This window comes from Microbacterium indicum DSM 19969, from assembly GCF_000422385.1.
Lineage (GTDB): Bacteria > Actinomycetota > Actinomycetes > Actinomycetales > Microbacteriaceae > Microbacterium > Microbacterium indicum.
Genome location: NZ_AULR01000003.1, coordinates 110,348 through 132,702, shown reverse-complemented (window position 1 = coordinate 132,702; position 22,355 = coordinate 110,348). Strand labels below are relative to the sequence as shown.

Sequence of the window (22,355 nt, the reverse complement as noted above, 5' to 3'; positions counted from 1 at the left end):
GGGCCTCAGCCCTGCGCGCGCAGCCAGTCGAAGAAGCCGAAGAAGATCTCGTCGAGCCAGTCGCCGACGGCCGGGAAGAGCGGCAGGGCCGCCCACAGCAGCAGGGCGATGACCGCCACCGCGATCACGATGCCGATGATCGTCGCCGTCCAGCTGCGTCCGCCCTTCGCCATCGTTCCAGGGTAGGCCTCGGGGCCCCGGATCCGCGGATCCGGGGCCCCGAGGCGGCCGATCAGAACTCCGAGAAGTCGACCGTCACGGTCCCGTCGTCGTTCGCCTCGACGGGGACCCGGGTGCCGTATCCGTACACGCTGTACTCGGTGTCGGACTCGTCCTCCCAGTCGTCCTCGTCGTCGTAGCGCCACTGGTAGTCGATCGTCATCTCGCCGCCCTCGATGACGACGGCGGGGCCCGAGTCGCTCGAGAACCACGACGCGTCGTCCTCCGTCGAGAACGAGTAGGTGGGCTCCTCGGCCCACGAGCGCGTGATCCCGGTGACGGCGCCGTAGCCCGACTCGTACATGTCGAGCGTGTTGGGACAGTCGGTCGGCTCGAAGCGGTCGCTCGTCATGCAGCCCGCGATCCGGTCCTTGACCTGCGCGATCGCGTCCTCCTGCGCCTCGTCGGTCCAGGTCGCCTCGAAGTGGGCGATCTCGGTGTCGCCGCCGATGCCGTCGAAGAACCCGCCGTCGGTCGTTCCCGGGAGCACCGTGATCGTCTGGTCGTCGCCGTAGGTGAACACGCCCGTCGACTCCGGCGCCTGGAAGGTGTAGCTGCCGGGGAGCACGGGGATCGTGACGGGACCCGACTGCGCGACCTCCTCGGCCGTCGGCGAGACGCCCGTGAGGTCGACCGTCGCACCGTTGACCGTCGTGACGCCCGAGACGTCGCCGAGCGAGATGTACTGCAGCGGGCCCTGCGCGATGCGCCAGTCGTCCCAGAGAACCGCCTGCCGGCCGGACGTCGCCATCTCGAGCGTCACGGGGTAGCTCTTGGAGTCGACCGTGAGCGTCGCCGAGACCGTCGCGGACCCCTCGTACGACTGGACGTCGGTGATCTCGTACGCGGTCGGCCGATCCTCGGCCGCGCCGTACACGGCGTCGGTGAGGAGCACGCGCTCGCCCGAGGTGACGTTCGGGTCCCAGAGCTCGGTGGCGGTCTCGGCGTCTCCGTCGACGAGGGCCTCGAGGTAGGCCTCGGCCTTCGCCTGCGGCCCGAAGGTCGTCTGCGCGAGCTGGCCGTGCGCGACGAAGCCCCCGATCACGAGGAGCGCCACGACCGCCACGCCGCCCGCGGACCACGCCCAGGCGAGCTTCGCGCGGCGGCTCATCGGCTTCGAGGGGACGAGCGGGTCGGCCGCGGGAGCCGTGGGAGCGACGGGCTCGAGGGGAACCGTGGGAGCCGCGGTGTCGCCGAGCGCGGCGGCCGCGTAGCCCGCGGGAAGGACCGGGGCTGGCGCAGCGGCGGGCGCCGCGGCCGGCACGGAACCGGGGCGCGGCACGCCCCAGGTCAGGACCGAGACGACGCCGGCGGGCAGGATCCCTGCGATCGGGGCCGCGGCGAAGCGGGCGATCGCATCGACCGCGAGGCCGACGAGGGCGAAGAGCAGGAACGCCCAGGGCGCGGGCCCGAACGCCCCCGAGAACCCGGCGAAGCTCGCGACGGTCGCGCCCGCCGACACCGTGCCGAACGCGAGGACGATGAGCCCGGCGGCGCCGTACGCGACGGGCAGGACGAGCCACGACACGGCGCCCGTGCGCGCGGCGCCCGCGCGCACCCGCCAGCGGAGGCCCGCCACGACGATCACGAGGACCGTGACGATCGGGAGCACGATGCGCAGCCACAGCGGCAGGAAGTCGGAGAACATGCCGACGGTCTGCGAGTTCCCGACGAACGAGGTGAGGGATCCGGATCCGATGAGGAGCCCGAACATCCCGACCGTCAGCGCGTCGACGGCGACGAACGGGAGGAGCACGGGCGCGAGGAGCAGCATCGCGCCGACGGGGCCGTCGCCGTCAGCGGCCCGCACGATCGCGACGACGTAGCTCGCGACGCCGAGGAGCGCGGCGTAGGCGCCGAGGTGCTGGACCGCGTGCACGGCCGCATCGCGCCAGGGCCCGGCGACGCGCGGGCGCTCGCCCAGCACGACGTAGGCGGAGCCTGCGCCGACGACGGCCATGAGGATGACGCCCCACAGCGAGATCGCCCGGAGGGCGACGGGCGCGATGCCCGGGACCGTCGCACTGATGGGGACCAGAGTCTGCAGGAGGAGCATCACGAGCGCGAAGCCGAGCCCCGCGGCCGCGGCGAGGGCGAAGCGCTGGCCGCGCGACGCGGCGACGTCCGCCCCGACGACGCGGCGGCCGAAGATCAGGACCACCGCGATCGTGCCGGCGGGGATGAGGAGGAGCGGAACGAGGACGCTCACGCTTCCGCTCACCTGCGCGAGCTCGGGTGAGAAGAACCCGAGGACGCCCTCGAGGTTCTCACCCGGCTGGATCCGCGCGCTCGCGGGGCTGAGGAAGCCCATGCCGACGAACTGGAACACGGCCGCGAACCACATGCCGCCGATCATCCCGGCCACGTCGTCCGGCAGGTCGCCGCTCGTCGAGATGCCGATGACGGCGAGGAGGACCGTGACGAGGCTCACGGCGAGGGATCCCGCGAGCGCGAGGCCGCCGAGCCACAGCGACGAGAGCCACTGGCCCGGCGTGATCGCGGCCAGGAAGCTCGGCCGGGCGGGCGCCGCGGCGACCGGCTCGGGCGGCGCGACCGGCTGCGCCGGGACGGGCTGCTGCGGTGCGGGCGGCTGCTCGGGCTGGTCGCTCATATCATTCCCCCAGTGACGATGCTGGTATATGCACGTGCGAGGATATCGACGCCGGGAACCGCGGAGCAAATGGATGACGAACAACGAAGGGCCTCGGGATCCGCAGATCCCGGGGCCCTGAGCCGGTCAGGGGCCGGAGCGCTCAGCTCCGGCCGCCCGATCAGTTGTACGTACCCGGCGTGAAGTCGTCGGTCGAGAACGCGTCGAAGTCGACGTAGCTGTAATCGCCCTCGGCGAAGGCGCCGTCCGACGCGAAGATGCGGTTGGGGTACCGCTCGCTCTTCGCCTCCTCGGTCGCCTCGACGACCACGTCGCGGTACTTGGCGAGGCCCGTACCGGCCGGGATCAGCTTTCCGATGATGACGTTCTCCTTGAGACCGATCAGCGGGTCGCGCTTGCCCTGGAGGGCCGCCTCGGTGAGCACGCGGGTGGTCTCCTGGAACGATGCGGCCGACAGCCACGACTCGGTCGCGAGCGAGGCCTTCGTGATGCCCATGAGCTCGGGGCGACCCGAGGCGGGGCGCTTGCCCTCGGCGACCGACTTGCGGTTCACGTCCTGGTAGTGGCGCATGTCGACCATCTCGCCCGGCAGCAGGTCGGTCTCGCCGTGGTCGACCACGGTGACCTTCCGCAGCATCTGGCGCACGATGACCTCGATGTGCTTGTCGTGGATCGGCACACCCTGCGAGCGGTACACGCCCTGCACGCCGTTCACGAGGTACTTCTGCGCCTCGCGAGCGCCCTGCACGCGCATGATCTCCTTGGGGTCGAGCGTGCCGACCTGGATCGCCTGGCCCACGTTCACGTGCTGGCCGTCCTCGACGAGCAGCGTCGCGCGCTTGAGCACCGGGTAGACCACGACCTCGTCGCCCGAGTCGGGCGTCAGGATGACCTTCTTGCCCTTCTCGGTCTCCTCGATCGTGATGCGGCCGTTGGCCTCGGCGATCGGCGACGCGGCCTTCGGGGTGCGGGCCTCGAAGAGCTCCTGCACGCGGGGAAGACCCTGCGTGATGTCGTCGGCGCCGGCCGAACCGCCGGTGTGGAACGTGCGCATCGTGAGCTGCGTGCCGGGCTCGCCGATCGACTGGGCCGCGATGATGCCGACGGCCTCGCCGATGTCGACCAGGTTGCCGGTGGCCAGCGAGCGGCCGTAGCAGTGGGCGCAGACGCCCACGGCCGAGTCGCACGTCAGGACCGAGCGGACCTTGATCTCGGTGATGCCCGCCGCGACGAGCTTGTTGATCAGCGGGTCGCCGATGTCGTCGTTGCGCTTCGCGAGGACCGTTCCGTCCTCGGCCACGACGTCCTCCGCGAGGCTGCGGGCGAACACCGCGTTCTCGACGTTGGAGTCCTTGACGAGCGTGCCGTCCTCGAGCTTCTCGGCGATCGGGTAGACGAGGCCCTTCGACGTGCCGCAGTCCTCCTCGCGGATGATCACGTCCTGCGAGACGTCGACCAGACGACGGGTCAGGTAACCCGAGTCGGCCGTGCGGAGGGCCGTGTCGGCCAGACCCTTGCGGGCACCGTGCGTGGCGATGAAGTACTCGGCCGAGGTCAGGCCGTCGCGGAACGACGACAGGATCGGGCGCGGGATCGTCTCACCACGGGTGTTCGCCACCTGGCCGCGGATCGCGGCGATGTTGCGGATCTGGAGCCAGTTGCCTCGTGCACCCGACGACACCATGCGGTAGATGGTGTTGTCCTTGGGGAACGCGTCGCGCATCTCCTGCTGGAGGCGCTTCTCGAGGTCGGAGCCGAGCTTGACGAGGTCGGCGCGGACCTCGTCCTCGGTGTAGCGACCGGTCTCGCCCTTGCGGGTGATCGCGGCGGCTTCCTTCTCGTACTCGGCGACGAGCTCGGCCTTGGCCGGCGGCGTCACGATGTCGCTCAGCGCGACCGTGACACCCGAACGCGTGGCCCAGAAGTAGCCGGCGTCCTTGATCTTGTCGAGCGTCTCGGCGGTCGTGACCTTGGGGTACTCCTCGGCCAGCTTGTTGACAATCTCCGAGAGCTTGCCCTTGTCGGCCTGCTCGCGGACGAAGGGGTAGCCCTTCGGCAGCTGGTCGTTGAAGATCATCTGGCCGAGCGAGGCGTCGACGAGACCGCTCGTCTCGTAGTTCTCGGGGGCGTCGCCCTCGAGGAACGCGAGACCGGGCTGGAAGATGCGCGCCTTCGCCTGCAGGTCGAGCGTGCCCTCCTCGTACGCCATGCGCGCCTCATCGACCGTGCCGAACACGCGGCCCTCGCCGACAGCACCCTCCTTGACGGTGGTGATGTGGTGGAGGCCGATGATCATGTCCTGCGAGGGCAGGGTCACGGGGCGGCCGTCCGACGGCTTGAGGATGTTGTTCGAGGCGAGCATGAGGACGCGCGCCTCGGCCTGGGCCTCGACCGACAGGGGCAGGTGGACGGCCATCTGGTCGCCGTCGAAGTCGGCGTTGAACGCCGTGCAGACGAGCGGGTGCAGCTGGATCGCCTTGCCCTCGACGAGCTGGGGCTCGAACGCCTGGATGCCCAGACGGTGCAGCGTGGGCGCGCGGTTCAGCAGAACGGGGCGCTCGCGGATGACCTCGTCGAGGACGTCCCACACCTCGGGGCGCGTGCGCTCCACGGCGCGCTTCGCGGCCTTGATGTTCTGCGAGTGACCGAGGTCGATCAGGCGCTTGATCACGAACGGCTTGAACAGCTCGAGCGCCATCTGCTTGGGCAGACCGCACTGGTGCAGCTTGAGCTGCGGGCCGACGACGATGACCGAACGGCCCGAGTAGTCGACGCGCTTGCCAAGCAGGTTCTGGCGGAAGCGACCCTGCTTGCCCTTCAGCATGTCGCTGAGGGACTTGAGGGCGCGGTTGCCGGTGCCCGTGACGGGGCGACCGCGGCGGCCGTTGTCGAACAGCGCGTCGACGGCCTCCTGCAGCATGCGCTTCTCGTTGTTCACGATGATCTCGGGGGCACCGAGGTCGAGCAGGCGACGCAGGCGGTTGTTGCGGTTGATCACGCGACGGTAGAGGTCGTTGAGGTCGCTCGTGGCGAAGCGGCCGCCGTCGAGCTGCACCATGGGGCGGAGCTCGGGCGGGATCACGGGAACGACGTCGAGGACCATCGCGGCCGGCGTCATGCCGGTCGAGAGGAACGAGCTGACGACGCGCAGGCGCTTGATCGCGCGGATCTTGCGCTGGCCCTTGCCCTCGGCGATCTGCAGGCGCAGCGACTCGGCCTCGGCGGCCAGGTCGAACTCGGCGAGGCGCATCTGCAGCGCCTCGGCGCCCATGCGGGCGTCGAAGTACTGGCCGAAGCGGTCCTGGAGCTCCTGGAAGACGTCGTCCTCGGGCTTCAGCTGGCCGACCTCGAGCGTGCGGAACTCCTCCCACATGCGCTCGAGCTTCGAGACCTGCTCATCCGCGCGCTTGCGGATGGTCGCCATCTCCTTCTCGGCGGCGTCCTTGGTCTTCTTCTTCTGGTCGGCCTTGGCGCCCTCGGCCTCGAGAGCCGCGAGCTCCTCCTCCAGCTTCTGGAGGCGAGCGGCGACGCGCGAGTCGCGACGGTCGGTGACCGCCTTGATCTCGAGGCGCAGGTTGTTCTCGTGCGTGGGGAGGTCGCGGTGGCGGGCCTCCTCGTCGACCGAGATCACCATGTACGCGGCGAAGTAGATGACCTTCTCGAGGTCCTTCGGCGCCATGTCGAGCAGGTAGCCGAGGCGCGAGGGGACGCCCTTGAAGTACCAGATGTGCGTGACGGGGGCGGCGAGCTCGATGTGGCCCATGCGCTCACGGCGCACGGACGACTTCGTGACCTCGACACCGCAGCGCTCGCACACGATGCCCTTGAAGCGCACGCGCTTGTACTTGCCGCAGGCGCACTCCCAGTCGCGCGAGGGGCCGAAGATCTGCTCACCGAACAGACCGTCCTTCTCGGGCTTCAGGGTGCGGTAGTTGATCGTCTCGGGCTTCTTGACCTCGCCAAAGGACCAACGGCGGATGTCGTCGGCGGTCGCCAGGCCGATACGAAGCTCATCGAAAGAAGTTGCGTCGAGCAATTTTTCTCCTGTGTGGGAAATCTCTATATCGGGCGGCGGATCAGATCTCGTCGATCGAGGCGGACTCGAATCGGCTCGAGATGTTGATGCCGAGCTCCTCCGCAGCGCGGAAGGCCTCGTCGTCGGTGTCGCGGAGGCTGACGGGCTGGCCGTCGGCGCCGAGCACCTCGACGTTCAGGCAGAGCGACTGCATCTCCTTCATGAGCACCTTGAAGGACTCGGGGATGCCGGGCTCCGGGATGTTCTCGCCCTTGACGATCGACTCGTACACCTTGACGCGGCCGAGGATGTCGTCGGACTTCACCGTGAGCAGCTCCTGCAGGGCGTAGGCGGCGCCGTAGGCCTCGAGGGCCCACACCTCCATCTCGCCGAAGCGCTGACCGCCGAACTGCGCCTTACCACCGAGCGGCTGCTGGGTGATCATCGAGTACGGGCCCGTCGAACGCGCGTGGATCTTGTCGTCGACGAGGTGGTGCAGCTTCAGGATGTACATGTACCCGACCGCGATCGGGAACGGGTACGGCTCGCCCGTGCGGCCGTCGAACAGCTGGGCCTTGCCCGAGCTGTCGATGAGGCGCTCGCCGTCGCGCGTGGGCAGCGTCGAGTCGAGCAGGCCGCGGACCTCGTCCTCGTGCGCGCCGTCGAACACCGGGGTGGCGACGGGCGTGCCGGGGGCGACGTCCTTGAACGACTCGGGGAGCTCAGCGGCCCACTCGGGGTCGCCCTCGATCTTCCAGCCCTGCTTGGCGATCCAGCCGAGGTGGACCTCGAGGACCTGGCCGAAGTTCATTCGACCGGGGATTCCCATGGGGTTCAGGATCACGTCGAGCGGCGTGCCGTCGGCGAGGAAGGGCATGTCCTCCTCGGGCATGATGCGCGCGATGACGCCCTTGTTGCCGTGGCGGCCCGAGAGCTTGTCACCCTCGGTGATCTTGCGCTTCTGCGCGATGTAGACCACGACGCGGCGGTTGACGCCCGAGCCCAGCTCGTCGTCGCCCTCCTCGGCGTCGAACTCCTTGACCGCGATGATCGTTCCCTGCTCACCGTGGGGCACCTTGAGCGACGTGTCGCGGACCTCGCGGCTCTTCTCGTTGAAGATCGCGCGGAGCAGGCGCTCCTCGGCCGAGAGCTCGGTCTCGCCCTTCGGCGTGACCTTGCCGACGAGGATGTCGCCGGGGCGGACCTCGGCGCCGATGCGGATGATGCCGCGCTCGTCGAGGTCCTTCAGCAGCTCGGGGCTGACGTTGGGGAGGTCGCGGGTGATCTCCTCCTTGCCGAGCTTCGTGTCGCGGGCGTCGACCTCGTACTCCTCGATGTGGATCGAGGTGAGCTCGTCCTCCTTCACCAGGCGCTGGTTCAGGATGATCGCGTCTTCGTAGTTGTAGCCCTCCCACGACATGAACCCGATCATGAGGTTCTTGCCGAGCGCGAGCTCGCCGTTGTCGGTCGAGGGGCCGTCGGCGATGACCTCGCCGATCTCGACGCGGTCGCCCATGCGGACGATCGCCTGCTGGTTGTAGGTGTTCCCCTGGTTCGAGCGGTCGAACTTGCGCAGGAAGAAGTCCTGCGTGCCGCCCTCGTCGAGCTGCAGCGTGACGTAGTCGGCCGTGACGTCGATGACGACGCCCGCCTTGTCGGCGATGATCGAGTCGCCCGAGTCGATCGCCGCGAACTTCTCCATGCCCGTGCCGACGAGCGGCGCCTCGGGGCGGAGGAGCGGAACGGCCTGGCGCTGCATGTTCGCACCCATGAGGGCGCGGTTCGCGTCGTCGTGCTCGAGGAACGGGATCAGGGCGGTTCCGACCGACACCATCTGGCGCGGCGAGATGTCCATGTAGCCGACCTCGCTCGCGGGGATGAGGTCGACCTCGTCGCCGTGCTGGCGGGCGAGCACGCGCTCGTTGACGAACGAGCCGTCGGCGTTCAGCTCGGTGTTCGCGGGAGCCGTGTTGAAGGGCTGCTCCTCGTACGCCGAGAGGTAGTCGATCTGGTCGGTGACCTTGCCGTCGACGACGCGGCGGTACGGGGTCTCGATGAAGCCGAACGAGTTGATGCGGCCGAAGGTCGCGAGGCGGCCGATGAGGCCGATGTTCGGGCCTTCAGGCGTCTCGATCGGGCACATGCGGCCGTAGTGCGAGGGGTGCACGTCGCGCACCTCGACGCCTGCGCGCTCGCGCGACAGACCACCCGGGCCGAGCGCCGACAGCGTGCGCTTGTGCGTGATGCCAGCGAGCGGGTTGTTCTGGTCCATGAACTGCGAGAGCTGCGAGGTCCCGAAGAACTCCTTGATCGCGGCCACGACGGGGCGGACGTTGATCAGGGTCTGCGGCGTGATCGCCTCGATGTCCTGCGTCGTCATGCGCTCGCGGACGACGCGCTCCATGCGCGACAGGCCCGTGCGGACCTGGTTCTGGATCAGCTCGCCGACCGCGCGGATGCGGCGGTTGCCGAAGTTGTCGATGTCGTCCGTCGCGATGCGCAGGTCGACGACCTCGCCCTGGCGGTTGACGCCCTCCATGGTCTCGTCGCCGCGGTGCAGCAGGACCATGTACTTGATCGTCGCGACGATGTCCTCGACCGAGAGGACCGAGTCGCTCATCTCGCGGGCGAGACCGAGCTTCTGGTTGACCTTGTAGCGGCCGACCTTCGCGAGGTCGTAGCGCTTCGGGTTGAAGTAGAAGTTGTCGAGGAGCGAGCGCGCGGCCTCGGAGGCGACCTGCTCGCCCGGGCGCAGCTTGCGGTAGATGTCGCGGAGGGCCTCCTCCTGCGTCAGGACGGTGTCCTTCGCGAGGGTGTCCTCGATCGACGCGATCCCCGCGAACTCCTCGAGGATCTGCTCGCTCGTGAGGCCGAGCGCCTTGAGGAAGACCGTGACCGACTGCTTGCGCTTGCGGTCGATGCGCACGCCGACCTGGTCGCGCTTGTCGACCTCGAACTCGAGCCACGCGCCGCGGCTCGGGATCACGCGGGCCGAGACGATGTCCTTGTCGGACGTCTTGTCGGCGGTCTTGTCGAAGTAGACGCCGGGCGAACGGACGAGCTGCGACACGACGACGCGCTCGGTGCCGTTGATGATGAACGTGCCCTCGCTGGTCTGCAGCGGGAAGTCGCCCATGAACACCGTCTGGGTCTTGATCTCGCCCGTCTGGTGGTTCATGAACTCGGCCTCGACGTAGAGGGGGGCCGAGTAGGTCTTGCCGCGGTCCTTGCACTCCTCGATGGAGTACTTCTCGGGCTCGAGGTACGGGTTCGCGAACGACAGCTGCATCGTCTCGGCGAGGTCCTCGATCGGAGAGATCTCCTCGAAGATCTCCTCGAGTCCGCTGCGGCCGCCGGTCTCAGTGCCCGCCTCGACGCGCGCCTTCCAGGCGTCGTTGCCGACGAGCCAGTCGAACGACTCGGTCTGGAGCGCGAGCAGGTCGGGGACGGTCAGAGCGTCCTGAACTTTGGCGAACGACAGACGCGACGCATCGCGGCCGTTCTTGGTGGTGGGGTTGGATGCGTTGCGCGAAGCAGCCAAGGGGATGACCTCCGTGGGCCCGTGTGAGGGGCGCCGTTATCCTTGCCGACAGGTGTGTGAGGCGCGCTCACCCGTTCCAGCGGATCCCGATCCGACCCGCGCCGCTATCTGCGGGGATCTGGGGATCCGTCCCGCCGACCACCATATGAAGGCAGGGAAGACCCAATGAGCGCAAATACCTAAGATACCCCACGCGACACGCGCTGTCCAGCTCGGTAGTTGACTCGGGTTCGACCCGCGGGTATAAGACGCGCGGAACAGGTCGTCTCGTCCCCTAGGCTGGCCGCATGAAGTGGCCGTGGCAGCTGACGACCGTGACCGAGTGGCCGCCGACGGCCCCGAGCCTCCTGGCGGGGATCGAGCAGATCGTCGCCGACCTCGCGACCGCGGGCGTCGCGGTCTCGTGGGGCGATGCGCCGGGCGTGCGCGTCGCCGACGACCTGTCGATCGACATCGACGCGACCGGCGCGTCGGCCGAGATCGAGGCCACGCGCATGCGCCCGCTCCTCGCCGACTGGGTCCCGGATCCGTCGCGCGACGAGGTCGTCTCGCGCACGCCGGGAGAGATCCCCTCGGTGCGCGTCGTCGCCGACCCCGCGACGGTCGCGGGCGAGCCGTTCTCGGCGTCGCTCACGGCGCGCCCGCTCCCCGTCGACTGGGCCGTCGTCTCGCGCGACGGGCTCGCGGGGGCCTTCGGAACGCCCGAGTCCGGCGCGATCGATGGCGACTTCCGCGCCTCGATCACCCTCGAGAGCCTCGCGCGGATCGCCTCGCGCGTCGCCGACCCCGTGATGAAGAAGATCGTGCCGTTCTCGTCGCTGTCGAAGCTCCGCATCGCGATCTCGACGATCGGGCCGCGCATGTTCGACGTGACGATCAAGGGCTCGATCAAGCTCGGCCCCGTGCCGCTGCCCGGATCCGTCGGCTTCGACGTCACGGTCGCGCCGAACGGCACGGTCTCGGTCGACCCGTCGACGGGGACGGCCAAGCGCCTCACCCAGCTCGTGTGGCCGCGCATCGAGCGCCGCGTGACCCCCGTGATCCCGCGCATCGCGGCCGTGCGCGACGCCCTCGGCCTGACCGACGTGGCAGTCGACCTGTCGGGCGGCGCCGTCACCGTGACGGGCCGGCTCACCGGCCGGCCGCAGGCGCCCGCGGCCTGAGCACGGCGTAGGCGACGAGGCCGACGAGCAGCGCCCAGAACGCCGCCCCGATCCCGAGGATCGTGACGCCGCTCGCGCCGACGAGGAAGGTCACGACGGCGGGGAGCCTGTGCGCGGTGTCCGACACCGCCGCCGTCAGCGACGAGGCGAGCGTCGGGATCAGCGCGAGACCCGCGACGGCCGCGAGGACGGCGGGATCCACGTCGCTGAGCGCCATGAGGGCCGTCGCGAAGACCGCCATCACGCCGTAGCCGATGCCCATGACCCGCACGCCCTTCCAGCGCTCGGCCGGGTCGGGATGCGCGTCGGGCGACGCGACCATCGCGGTCGTGAGGGCACCCATGTTGAGCGTGCCGCCGCCGAACAGCGCCGAGACCATGGAACCGACGCCCGTGAGCCCCATCGTGAAGCGCCACGGCGCGCGGTAGCCGTACGACGCGAGGATCGCCGTGCCCGGCAGGTTCTGCGACGCCATCGTCACGACGTAGAGCGGGAGCGCGATCCCGACGATCGCTCCCCCGTCGAGGGTCGGCGCGACGAACTCGAGCGCGGGGAGGATCCGGCCGTCGACGCCGTCGCCCGCGATCGCCTCGACCCCGAGCGCGACGAGCCCGGCCGCGAAGGCTGCTGTCGACGCCCAGGTCGGGGCGAAGCGCATGAGCGCGAGCCACACGACGACGAGCGGGAGGATCACGGCGGGGTCGGCGATCGCCCCCGCGACGGGCTTGAGGCACAGCTGGACGAGGACCCCCGCGAGCATGGCCTGCGCGATCGGGGTCGGGATCGACGTCACGAGGCGCGCGAGGAGGGGCCAGAAGCCGGTGAGCACGATGAGGGCGCCCGTGACGAGGAACGCGCCGACGGCGGCGGGGAAGCCGCCCTGCGGCGCGGACGCCGAGGCGAGGAGCGCCATGCCGGGCGTCGACCAGACGATCATGAGGGGGATCCGCGTGCGCCGCGTCGCCCAGAGCATCGCGATCGCCTGCAGAACGCACGCCGCGACGAGGCCCGACGCGGCCTGCGTCGGCGTCGCCCCCATCGCCCGGAGACCCGCGAGGACGACGGCCGCCGAGCTCGTGAAACCCGTGAGGGTCGCGGTGATCCCGGCGAGTGTCAGTGCGCGCATCCCGCCAGGCTATCGACGGCAGAAGTACGGCAGATTTCGCGGCCGGAGCCCGGATCGGGCGGATCCGGACCCCGCCGGCGAGATCCGCCGTACTCCTGCCCCGGGGGACAATGAGGGCATGGGCAGGCAGAGATCCAAGGACGCCGATTTCCCGCACGCGCGCCTCGCGGGAGGCGGGACCGCCGAGATCCGCCCAAGCGAGTTCGGATCCGGGTATGAGCTCATCGTCGACGGCACGCCCCAGTCGCACGTCGACCTCGCCGACCCGTCGTACCTCGCCTTCGAGTACGTCGCGCGCATGGGCGCGGTCATCGACCAGCTGCCCGCGGGGCCGCTCACGGCCGTGCACCTCGGCGCGGGAGGGCTCACGATCCCCCGCTACGTCGCGCACTCGCGCCCCGGATCCCGGCAGCAGGTCGTCGAGATCGAGCAGCCGCTCGTCGACCTCGTGCGCGAGAGCCTGCCCCTCCCCCGCGACGCCCAGATCCGCGTGCGCATCGGCGACGCCCGCGAGGGGCTCGCCCGCATGCCCGCGTCGATGCGGGGATCCGTCGACCTCCTCGTGAGCGACGTGTACTCGGGCGCGCAGACTCCCGCCCACCTCACGACCGTCGAGTTCTACCGCGAGGCGGCGGCGCTCCTCGCGCCCCGCGGCGTGCTGCTCGTGAACGTCGCCGACGGCACGGGCCTGCGCTTCGCGCGGCGGCAGGCGGCGACGATCCGAGAGGTGCTGCCGAACGTCGCGATCCTCGCCGAGGTGCAGACCCTCAAGGGCCGCCGGTTCGGCAACCTCGTCATGGCGGCGTCGGCCTCGCCCCTGCCGTCCGAGTGGCTGCCGCGCCTCATGGCCGCGGGCCCGCACCCCGCGAAGGTCGCCGAGGGCCGCGAGATCGACGAGTTCATCGGCGGCGCGCTGCCGGCGACCGACGCCGACGCGACCGCATCGCCCCTGCCGTCTCCGACCCTGTTTGGCTGACCGCCGCGCGCCGGAGCCGACACCGAGGCGCGACCCTGCAGACTGGATCCTCGTACTGCCGTCTGCGTGAAGGGATCAGGGCGTGGGCTTCATCCAGGGATACGACCCCGAGACTCTGCGTGAGAACGTCGACCGCGAGGGCGTGTACGAGCGCCTCGTCGAGGTGCGGCCGCAGCGCAGCTTCACGGCGCAGCTCGAGCAGGTGTGGCTGCTGAAGGTCCTGGGCGAGCTCGACGAAGCGCGCGAGGTCTCGGAGCGCACCGTCCGGCTCGCGCGCATGTCGGGCACGCGCCGCGACCTGCTGCACGCCCGCATCGTCCACGCATCGGTGAACCAGCTGCTCGGCCGTCTGACGGCCGCCGAGGGCGAGCTCACGACGTGCATCGAGGAGGCCGAGGGCCAGGGGTGGCCCCGGATCAGCGCGCTCGCGCACTCGCACCGCGGCCGCGTGCGCTACGACGCCGGCGACTTCGACGGCGCGCGCGCCGACTTCCGCCGCGAGCTCTCGCTGCGCCAGGATCTCGGATCCGACGAGGAGCAGATCGAGCAGGCCTCGGCGTTCGTCGAGGCGGCCGAGCGGCACCGGTCGGCGCGCAGCGCCTGACGCCGGGCCCGGCGTCCTCCGGGTTCGCGTGTCGGACCGACGCTCTACCGTGAGGGACATGTCCGATCTCAACCGCGTACGCGTGTGGGCCGATGCGCTGATCCGCATGCATCTCGACCCGTCGTGGACGTTCGCCTTCGACAACGCCAAGCGGCGGGCGGGGCTGTGCGACTACACGCGGCGGCGGATCTCGGTGTCGCGCTACCTCGCGGCGCGGTTCGACGACGACGAGATCCACCAGACGCTCCTGCACGAGGTCGCGCACGCGCTCGCGGGCCCCGGCGCGGGGCACTCCGCCGCGTGGCTGCGGATCGCGCGCGACCTCGGGTACGAGGGTGGGACGACGCACCGCGGCGAGACGGCCGTCGAGCTCGCGCCCTGGATCGGCACCTGCCCCAACGGCCACGTCGTCTACCGGCACCGCCGGCCGACGCGCGCGTCTTCGTGCACCCGTTGCTCGCGCCGGTACGACCCGGCCTACGAGCTGAGCTGGGCGCGGCGCGAGATCACGCGCGCCGACCGCGTCGCGGCGCAGACGCCCCGCGATTGACGGCGGTTCAGAGGCGGCGCGCCGCGTCGTCGGCGTCGAGAGCCGCGGCGGCGAGGACCTCCTCGCGGCGGCCCTCCTCGGCGAGGGCGAGCCCCGTCGCGCTCGACGAGAGCAGGTGCTTGAGCGCGCGCGTGAGGCCGTGGAAGCCCTCGCCCGCGACGGCGGCGTCGGGCGCCGTGTGGTCGATGCCGAGCGCCGAGAGGCCGTCCGCGACGGCGCCGGCCGCGAGGTAGTCCTCGACGGCGAAGGCGCCGTCGTCGCCCGCGAGGACGAGCGCGATCGAGGTGCGCGCCGCGCGCTCCCGCTGCGCGGCGTACACGGCGCGCGCCGTCGCCGTCGCGTTCCGGAGCGACGCCGCGAACACGATGTCCGCGCGGTCCTGCGCCGCTCGCTCGAGGGCGGGTGAGGATCCGATCGCGTCGACGACCACGATCACGTCGGCGGGCTCCAGGAGCTCGAGCGCCGCGGCGCCCCATCCGAGTCGGACCTGGTAGGTGGCCTGGCTGCGCGCGTGGGTCATGCGTCCAGGCTATTCGGCGCGGCGTAGCGCGCGATCAGGTCGACGAAGCGGTCGACGTCGGCCTCGGTCGTGTCCCACGAGGTCAGCCAGCGCACCTCGCGGGTCGCCGAGTTCCAGTCGTAGAAGCGCACGTGCTCGCGCACCCGGTCGGCGACGCCCTCCGGCAGGATCGCGAAGACGCCGTTCGACTCCGTCGCCTGCGTGAACGAGACTCCGGGGATCGCGCGCTCCTCGAGCGCCGCGCGGAGACGGGCGGCCATGGCGTTCGCGTGCGCGCCCGAGCGGATCCAGAGGTCGTCCTCCAGCAGCGCGAGGAGCTGCGCCGACACGAAGCGCATCTTGCTCGCGAGCTGCATCGTGCTCTTGCGCAGGAACTCGGTCCCCGCGACGGCGTCGGGGTTCAGGACCACGACGGCCTCGGCGCCCATCGCGCCGATCTTCGTGCCGCCGAAGCTCAGGACGTCGACGCCCGCGTCGCGGGTGAACGCGCGGAGCGGGAGGCGCAGCGCGGCGGCCGCGTTGCCGATGCGCGCGCCGTCCATGTGCACCGTGAGGCCCAGTTCGTGGGCGGCGTCGGCGATCGCGCGGATCTCCTCGACGGCGTAGAGCGTGCCGAGCTCGGTCGACTGTGTGATCGAGACGACCTGCGGCACGATCGTGTGGACGCCGCGGGATCCCGCGTGCGCCCGGACGAGATCCGGGGTGAGCTTCGCGTCGGGCGTCGCGACGGGCAGGATCTTGAACCCGCCGACCTTCTCCGGCGCCCCGCCCTCGTCGGTGTTGATGTGCGCGATCGCCGGCGCGATGACGCCGCCCCAGCGGGTGACCATGCTCTGCAGGCTCACGACGTTGGCGCCCGTGCCGTTGAACACGGGGTGGGCGGCGACGCCGTCGCCGAGGAGCTCCGCGAACCGCTCCTGGAGCGCCGCCGTGTAGGGATCCTCGCCGTACGACACGGCGTGGCCGCCGTTGGCCGCGGCGAGCGCCTCCAGCACCTCGGGGTGGGTTCCCGCGTAGTTGTCGGACGCGAATCCGCGGAGGTCGGTGTCGTGCAGGCTCTTCACGGATCCACTCTATTCACCGGGATCCTGCCCCCGCCGGGCACGACTACGGCAGAAACAGCACCCAGGCGGGCACAACCCGGCGTGTCCCGGCAGGTCCGGCCGGATCTGCCGTACTCCTGCCCGGGGCGGCGGGGACCAGACCCCAGGACAGGTGGGGCGGGTTCCCGGGCCCTCGCCGGCACCCCGTCCCGGCACCCGCCGGGCACAACCACGGCAGAAACAGGACCCCGGCGGGCCGAACCCGGCGTGTCCCGGCAGATCCGGCCGGATCTGCCGTAGTCCTGCGGCGGGGCCGGGCTACCGGGCGACGAGGCCGGCCGTGCCCGCGACCACCGGGACCTCGTAGCGGCGCGGGTTGCCGAAGCGGTGGGCCGTGATCGACACGGCCTGCTCCTTGACGAAGGGCAGCGTCTCGACGCGGCCCGCGGCCGTCACGGGCCCGTCGTAGATCGCGACGTCCGGGGCGCCGCCCGTGGCCTCGAGGATCGGATCCGCCGACCCGCCGACGAGCCGAACGCGGCCGCCGCCCGACACGAGGGCCCGCGCCCAGTCGTATCCGGCCGAGACCTCGACCGGAACGCCCGCGGACGCGAGCCACTCCGCGACCGCGGAGGGCACGGCATCGGCCGCCGACACCCGCACGGGGGCGCCGACCCGGACCCCCGCCGCAACGACGCGCACGAGCTCGGCCGCGTCCGCCCCCTCGAACCGCACCGTCACGGCCGTCGGCACGTAGCGCAGCACGTTCTGCTCGAGCGCGAGCGACTGCACGTCGCGGGCGACCCCGAACTCGGCGGCGAACGCGTCGACGTCGGTGCGCAGCGCGCCCTCGAGCCACGGCGACGGCGCCGAGGCGAGCGCCCGACGGCCGAGGTCGTCGAGCCCGGTCGTCGACGCGACCGGGGCGGGGGCGAAGGACCCGAGGCCGAAGAGATAGCTCGGCCCGCCCGCCTTCGTGCCCGCGCCGACCGCCGACCGCTTCCACCCGCCGAAGGGCTGCCGCTGCACGATGGCCCCCGTCGTGACGCGGTTGACGTAGGCGTTGCCCGCCTGGATGGATCCGAGCCAGCGTTGGATCTCCGACACGTCGAGCGAGTGCAGCCCCGACGTCAGCCCGTAGTCGACGGCGTTGACGACCTCGATCGCCTCGTCGAGGGTGTCGACGGCGATGATCCCGGCGACGGGCCCGAAGTACTCCGTCAGGTGGAACTCGCTCCCCGGCCGGACGCCGTCGCGGATCCCGGGGGTCCAGAGCGCGTCGCCGATGCGCCGCGGCTCGACGAGCCACGACTGCCCGGCCTCGAGCTCCGTGAGGCCGCGCAGCAGCTTGCCCTGGGCGGGCTCGATGACGGGCCCGATCCGCGCGCCCTCGGTCCACGGCATGCCGACCTCGTAGCCGCTCGTCGCGTCGAGCAGCTGGCGGCGGAAGCGCTCGCTCCGCGCGACGGATCCGACGAGCACGATGAGCGACGCGGCCGAGCACTTCTGCCCCGCGTGCCCGAACCCGCTGTAGGCGATGTCCTTCGCGGCGAGGTCGTAGTCGGCGCTGGGCGTGACGATGATCGCGTTCTTGCCGCTCGTCTCGGCGTACAGCGGCAGGTCGCGCCGGAAGGACCGGAACAGCTCGGCGGTCTCGTACGCGCCCGTGAGGATCGCCTGGTCGACGCGCGGATCCGCGATCAGCCGCGCGCCCAGCGTGCCCTCCTCGAGACCCACGAGGTGCAGGGCGTCGCGCGGGACCCCGGCTTCCCAGAGTGCCTCCGCGATCACGGCCCCCGTGCGCGCGGCCTGCGGCGCCGGCTTGAAGACGACGGCGGATCCCGCGGCGAGCGCCGCGAGGACGCCCCCGGCGGGGATCGCGGCCGGGAAGTTCCACGGCGGGATCACGGCGGTGATGCGCGCGAACGCGTACGCCGCGCCGTCGACGTCCGCGAGGCGCTCGGCCGACGCCGCGTAGAAGTGCGCGAAGTCGATCGCCTCCGAGACCTCGGGGTCGCCCTGCTCGATGACCTTGCCCGCCTCGGATCCCATGACCTCGAGCAGGTCGGCCCGGCGCGCCTGGAGCGCGTCGCCCGCGCGGTGCAGGATCTCGACGCGATGGGCGAGCGGGACGGATCCCCATCCCGACGCGGCGGCCGCCTCGAGGACGGCGTCGAGCTGCTCGGGCGTCTCGAGCGTGTACGCGGCGAGGGTCGCGGCGCCGAGCTCCGAACCCTGCATGCGCGAGCGGATCCCCGCGGCCCACGCGCGGTTGACGGCGACGGCGGGGTCGGTGTCCGGCGTGCCCCGGAAGGCGCCGCGCGGCCCGGCCGCGGCGGGGAGCGTGCGGTCCATGACGCGGTGCGGCGCCGGGATCCCCGTGGGAATCGCCGAGATCGCGGCGAGGAATCGGTCCCGCTCGCGGTCGAACAGCGCGGCGTCGGCGTCGAGGTCGAACACGGCCGACATGAAGTTGTCGGGGCTCGCGCCCTCCTCGAGCCGGCGGATCAGGTAGGCGATCGCGACGTCGAACTCCTGCGGGTGGACGACGGGCGTGTAGAGCAGCAGCTCGCCGACGTCGCGCCGGACGACGGCCGCCTGCGCCGTCGCCATGCCGAGGAGCATCTCGAACTCGACGGGCGATCCGGCGCCGAGCGGGATCCCGCGCTTCTCGGCGAGGAGCTTCGCGAGCGCGACGTCGAAGAGGTTGTGACCCGCGATGCCGAGGTGCACGTTCGCGAGGCGCTCGGGCGTCAGGGCGTAGTCGAGGACCTGCTTGTACCCCGCGTCGGTGTGCCGCTTCGACGGCCACGTCGCGAGCGGCCAGTCGTGGGTCTCCGCGTCGACCTGCTCCATCGGCAGGTTCGCGCCCTTGACGACGCGCACCTTGATGGGACGTCCCCCTCCGGCCACGCGCCGCGCCGCCCACTCCTGGAGGCGGATCATCGCTCCGAGGCAGTCGGGCAGGTAGGCCTGCAGCACGATCCCGGCGCGGACGTCGCGGAACGCGGGCCGCTCGAGGATCGCCTGGAACACGTCGATCGTGAGGTCGAGGTCCTTGTACTCCTCCATGTCGAGGTTGAGGAACGTGTCGTGCGCGAGCGCGGCCTCGTAGACGGGCGCGAGCGCGTCGACCGCGTGGGCGACGGCTTGCTCGTGCGCCCAGAGGCTGTGCGGCGCGACCGTCGAGGAGACCTTGATCGACACGTAGTCGACGTCGGGGCGCTCGATGAGCCGGATCGTGTCGGCGACCCGGCGGTCGGCCTCGCGCTGGCCGAGGATCGCCTCGCCCAGCAGGTTGATGTTGAGGCGCGTGCCGGGCGTCGCGATCTCGGCGAGCGCGCGGCCGAGCTTGGCGTCGGTCGCGTCGACGATGAGGTGGCGGACCATGCCGCGCAGCACGCGGCGCGCGATCGGGACGACGATCCCCGGGAACGCGGGGGCGACGGATCCGCCGAGCCGGACGAGGGCGCGCAGCGGCGCGGGGAGGAACGACGGGACGTCCTTCGCGACGAGCTGGAACGCGCGCGCGGCGACCCGCAGATCCTCGGGGCGCACGACGCCGTCGACGAACCCGACGGCGAAGTCGAGCCCCTTCGGGTCGCTGAGCACGCCCGCGAGGTTGCGCGCGGCTCCGTCGACCTTCTCGTCGCGCGCGGCGGCGAGCCACGTGCGCACCTGCGCGATCGCCCGTTCGGCGAGCGCGGCGTCGATGCCTGTGCTCACGGATCCTCCCGTCGCGTCGGGGGTCTGAAGCGACGCCGGGCGCTGCTCGATGGTCATGGGTGCTCCTGCTCCTCGATCGTGGTCCCTTCAGGATCCGGCCGCCCATCCATTTGGTAAAGCGCACAGTTCCGAACGGCTCCATTCGATAGCTTCGAAGTATGCAGATCGCCTGGAACACGCGTCGGCTGCAGCTTCTGCGCGAGCTGCAGCTGCGCGGCACGATCACCGAGGTCGCGCGCGCGCTGAGCTACTCGCCGTCGACCGTGTCGCAGCAGCTGGCGCAGCTCGAGCGCGAGGTCGGGGCGCCCCTCCTGCAGGCCGACGGGCGGCGCGTGCGGCTCACGGCGCAGGGCGAGGCCGTCGCCGAGCACGCGGCCCGCGTCCTCGCGCTCGAGGAGCGGGTCCGGGAGGAGATCGACCTCGCGAACCCGCTGCCGGCGCCCGTGCGGATCGCGGCGCTGCAGACCGTCGCGCGGGCCCTCGTGCCCGGGATGCTCGACGCGCTCGCCGAGTCGCACCCGGGCCTGCGCGTCGAGATCGCCGTGATCCCGCCCGAGGAGGGGCTGTTCGAGGTCGAGGCGCGCGGCTTCGACCTCGTCATCGCCGAGCAGTACCCCGGGCACACGCGCGAGCTGCGGCCGGGGCTCGACCGCGTGCCGCTGGGGCGGGATCCCATCCGCCTCGCGGTCGGGCCCGACTCGGGGATCCGATCGCTCGCCGACGCCGCGGGGGTTGCGTGGGTCATGGAGCCGCCCGGCACGGCCGTGCACGCGTGGTCGCGGCAGCAGTGCCGCGCCGCGGGCTTCGAACCCGACGTGCGCTTCACGGCCGAGGACCTCCTGGCCCAGGTGCGGCTCATCTCGGCGGGCCACGCCGTCGGACTGCTTCCCGAGCTCCTCCTCGCCGGCGACGAGACGCCCGTGGCGCTCGTCGATCTGCCCGGATCCCCGACCCGCGAGATCTTCACGGCCGCGCGCGAGGCGTCGCGCACCGCGCCAGGGGTCGTCGCGGCGCGCGAGGCGCTCGGCCGCGTGTTCGACGCCGCTCTGTGACGCCCTGTTAACCCCGTTCTCGACGCGCCGCCCGCGGACGAGGACCATGGGCGGCATGCCCATCACCGCCACGCGCCTCGCACCGATCGCCTCCGATCCCGCCGACGTGCGCGCGATGATGGGCCAGGCGCCCTCGGGTGTCGCGGCGCTCGGCGCCGAGGTCGACGGCGAGCGGATCGGGATGATCGCGTCGTCGTTCACGACGGGGGTGTCGTACGACCCGCCCCTCGTGCTCTTCTCGGCCCAGAGCTCGTCGCGCACGTGGCCCCGCCTCCGCCGGGCCGGCCGGATCGGCGTGAGCCTCCTCGCCGACGACCAGTCGTTCGCCTGCACGCAGCTCTCGTCGCGCTCGGGCGACCGCTTCGCGGGCCTCGACTCCGAGGTGACGGACGACGGCGCGATCCTCCTCGCGGGATCGCCGCTGCAGTTCGAGTGCTCGATCGTCTCGGTCACGCCCGCGGGCGACCACGAGATCGTCCTGCTCGAGGTGCGCGCCGCCGCCGCGATCGACGAGCGCTCGCCGATCGTCTACCACCGCCGCCGCCTCCACGGCATCGCGGCGCTCTGAGGCGCCGCCCGGGCTCAGCGCAGCGCGCCGACCGACGCGAGCGCGTGGCGGAGCAGCAGCCCGCGGCCGCCCTCCATCTCCTCCGCGACCGCGTCGCTCGCGGCCTCCTCGGGGGTCATCCACGTGACCTCGAGCGCGTCCTGGCGCGGCTCGCACGTGCCCGTCACGGGAACGACGTACGCGAGGGACACGGCGTGCTGCCGGTCGTCGTGGTACGGGGAGACCCCGGGGATCGGGAAGTACTCGGCGACCGTGAACGGCACGGGCTGCGGCGGCACCTGCGGGAACGCCATGGGGCCGAGGTCGTTCTCGAGGTGGCGGTAGAGCGCGTCGCGCACCGTCTCGCCGTAGCGCACGCGCCCCGACACGACGGTGCGGACGAGCTCGCCGAAGCTCGTCGACCGCAGGAGCACGCCGACCTCGATGACCTGGCCCGTGCCGTCGGTGCGCACGGGGACGGCCTCGACGTAGAGCATCGGCAGGCGCTGCCGCGCCTCGGCCAGCTCGAGGTCGGTGAGCCAGGCCGGGTTCGCGGATCCGCCCGGCACGCCGCCGAGCCCGCTCATGCCGAGGTCGCTCGGCAGCCGCGGCTCGTCGGGGAACTCGTCGCCGGGATCGGGATCGGGTGTGCGCACGGCCAT

15 protein-coding genes are annotated in these 22,355 nt (G+C 71.6%); 6 read left to right on the top strand and 9 right to left on the bottom strand.

Features of this window, described 5'->3' with window-relative positions; translation table 11 throughout:
• Window positions 1–5: 5 nt before the first annotated feature.
• The 4 genes from H576_RS16590 to rpoB form a co-directional block, all read right to left on the bottom strand.
• The gene (locus H576_RS16590; RefSeq protein WP_156888138.1) at window positions 6–173 is read right to left on the bottom strand and encodes a hypothetical protein; all 168 of its coding nucleotides are present in this window, start codon (window positions 171–173) and stop codon (window positions 6–8) included.
• Window positions 174–232: 59 nt separating this feature from the next.
• The gene (locus H576_RS0105745; RefSeq protein WP_029150152.1) at window positions 233–2,830 is read right to left on the bottom strand and encodes a zinc ribbon domain-containing protein; all 2,598 of its coding nucleotides are present in this window, start codon (window positions 2,828–2,830) and stop codon (window positions 233–235) included.
• Between the two features lie 160 nt (window positions 2,831–2,990).
• Complete coding sequence (locus H576_RS0105740; RefSeq protein WP_029150151.1) at window positions 2,991–6,866, bottom strand: DNA-directed RNA polymerase subunit beta'; 3,876 nt, start codon at window positions 6,864–6,866, stop codon at window positions 2,991–2,993.
• Window positions 6,867–6,906: 40 nt separating this feature from the next.
• Window positions 6,907–10,386 carry a DNA-directed RNA polymerase subunit beta gene (gene rpoB, locus H576_RS0105735; RefSeq protein ID WP_029150150.1) on the bottom strand — a complete coding sequence of 1,160 codons (3,480 nt, stop codon included), beginning with the start codon at window positions 10,384–10,386 and terminating at the stop codon, window positions 6,907–6,909.
• 287 nt (window positions 10,387–10,673) lie between these two features.
• Here rpoB and H576_RS0105730 point away from each other — a divergent pair, with 287 nt between their 5' ends.
• A complete protein-coding gene (locus H576_RS0105730; protein WP_029150149.1) occupies window positions 10,674–11,549 on the top strand; it encodes a hypothetical protein in 876 nt (291 codons plus the stop codon).
• Here the strand turns inward: H576_RS0105730 and H576_RS14490 are convergent.
• Complete coding sequence (locus H576_RS14490; protein ID WP_036319476.1) at window positions 11,518–12,675, bottom strand: benzoate/H(+) symporter BenE family transporter; 1,158 nt, start codon at window positions 12,673–12,675, stop codon at window positions 11,518–11,520. The genes H576_RS0105730 and H576_RS14490 overlap by 32 nt on opposite strands.
• 118 nt (window positions 12,676–12,793) lie before the next feature.
• Between H576_RS14490 and H576_RS0105720 the strand changes: the two genes are divergently transcribed.
• The 3 genes from H576_RS0105720 to H576_RS0105710 all read left to right on the top strand — a co-directional run bounded on the left by H576_RS0105720 (window position 12,794) and on the right by H576_RS0105710 (window position 14,805).
• A complete protein-coding gene (locus H576_RS0105720; RefSeq protein WP_029150148.1) occupies window positions 12,794–13,651 on the top strand; it encodes a spermidine synthase in 858 nt (285 codons plus the stop codon).
• Between the two features lie 82 nt (window positions 13,652–13,733).
• Entirely contained in the window at window positions 13,734–14,255 is a 522-nt protein-coding gene (locus H576_RS0105715) for a hypothetical protein (RefSeq protein ID WP_029150147.1), read from the top strand.
• A gap of 58 nt (window positions 14,256–14,313) precedes the next feature.
• Window positions 14,314–14,805, top strand: coding sequence for a SprT-like domain-containing protein (locus tag H576_RS0105710; protein ID WP_029150146.1), 492 nt, complete (start codon window positions 14,314–14,316; stop codon window positions 14,803–14,805).
• Window positions 14,806–14,812: 7 nt separating this feature from the next.
• On the opposite strand, the gene H576_RS14485 is transcribed toward H576_RS0105710, so the two are convergent.
• From H576_RS14485 to H576_RS14480, 3 genes are all read right to left on the bottom strand, one after another.
• Window positions 14,813–15,325, bottom strand: a complete 513-nt coding sequence (locus H576_RS14485; RefSeq protein WP_036319474.1) for a 2-phosphosulfolactate phosphatase — start codon at window positions 15,323–15,325, stop codon at window positions 14,813–14,815.
• Window positions 15,322–16,389, bottom strand: a complete 1,068-nt coding sequence (locus H576_RS0105700; protein ID WP_029150145.1) for a threonine aldolase family protein — start codon at window positions 16,387–16,389, stop codon at window positions 15,322–15,324. Before H576_RS0105700 ends, H576_RS14485 begins: the two co-directional genes overlap by 4 nt.
• Before the next feature lie 297 nt (window positions 16,390–16,686).
• Window positions 16,687–20,151 (bottom strand): bifunctional proline dehydrogenase/L-glutamate gamma-semialdehyde dehydrogenase, encoded by a 3,465-nt coding sequence (locus H576_RS14480; RefSeq protein WP_051172230.1) that lies wholly within the window; start codon window positions 20,149–20,151, stop codon window positions 16,687–16,689.
• Window positions 20,152–20,252: 101 nt separating this feature from the next.
• On the opposite strand from H576_RS14480, the gene H576_RS0105690 reads away from it, so the two are divergent.
• Window positions 20,253–21,146 (top strand): LysR family transcriptional regulator, encoded by an 894-nt coding sequence (locus tag H576_RS0105690; RefSeq protein ID WP_029150144.1) that lies wholly within the window; start codon window positions 20,253–20,255, stop codon window positions 21,144–21,146.
• Between the two features lie 55 nt (window positions 21,147–21,201).
• Window positions 21,202–21,714, top strand: a complete 513-nt coding sequence (locus tag H576_RS0105685) for a flavin reductase family protein (RefSeq protein WP_051172273.1) — start codon at window positions 21,202–21,204, stop codon at window positions 21,712–21,714.
• A gap of 14 nt (window positions 21,715–21,728) precedes the next feature.
• Here the strand turns inward: H576_RS0105685 and H576_RS0105680 are convergent, their stop codons facing one another.
• A complete protein-coding gene (locus H576_RS0105680; protein WP_029150142.1) occupies window positions 21,729–22,355 on the bottom strand; it encodes a DUF4916 domain-containing protein in 627 nt (208 codons plus the stop codon).

Bases quoted from the DNA above. Each gene is read 5' to 3' on its own strand.
- H576_RS16590 (WP_156888138.1), bottom strand. From the start codon at position 173: ATGGCGAAGGGCGGACGCAGCTGGACGGCGACGATCATCGGCATCGTG.
- H576_RS0105745 (WP_029150152.1), bottom strand. From the start codon at position 2,830: ATGAGCGACCAGCCCGAGCAGCCGCCCGCACCGCAGCAGCCCGTCCCG.
- H576_RS0105730 (WP_029150149.1), top strand. From the start codon at position 10,674: ATGAAGTGGCCGTGGCAGCTGACGACCGTGACCGAGTGGCCGCCGACG.
- H576_RS14490 (WP_036319476.1), bottom strand. From the start codon at position 12,675: ATGCGCGCACTGACACTCGCCGGGATCACCGCGACCCTCACGGGTTTC.
- H576_RS0105720 (WP_029150148.1), top strand. From the start codon at position 12,794: ATGGGCAGGCAGAGATCCAAGGACGCCGATTTCCCGCACGCGCGCCTC.
- H576_RS0105710 (WP_029150146.1), top strand. From the start codon at position 14,314: ATGTCCGATCTCAACCGCGTACGCGTGTGGGCCGATGCGCTGATCCGC.
- H576_RS14485 (WP_036319474.1), bottom strand. From the start codon at position 15,325: ATGACCCACGCGCGCAGCCAGGCCACCTACCAGGTCCGACTCGGATGG.
- H576_RS14480 (WP_051172230.1), bottom strand. From the start codon at position 20,151: ATGACCATCGAGCAGCGCCCGGCGTCGCTTCAGACCCCCGACGCGACG.
- H576_RS0105690 (WP_029150144.1), top strand. From the start codon at position 20,253: ATGCAGATCGCCTGGAACACGCGTCGGCTGCAGCTTCTGCGCGAGCTG.
- H576_RS0105685 (WP_051172273.1), top strand. From the start codon at position 21,202: ATGCCCATCACCGCCACGCGCCTCGCACCGATCGCCTCCGATCCCGCC.
- H576_RS0105680 (WP_029150142.1), bottom strand. From the start codon at position 22,355: ATGGCCGTGCGCACACCCGATCCCGATCCCGGCGACGAGTTCCCCGAC.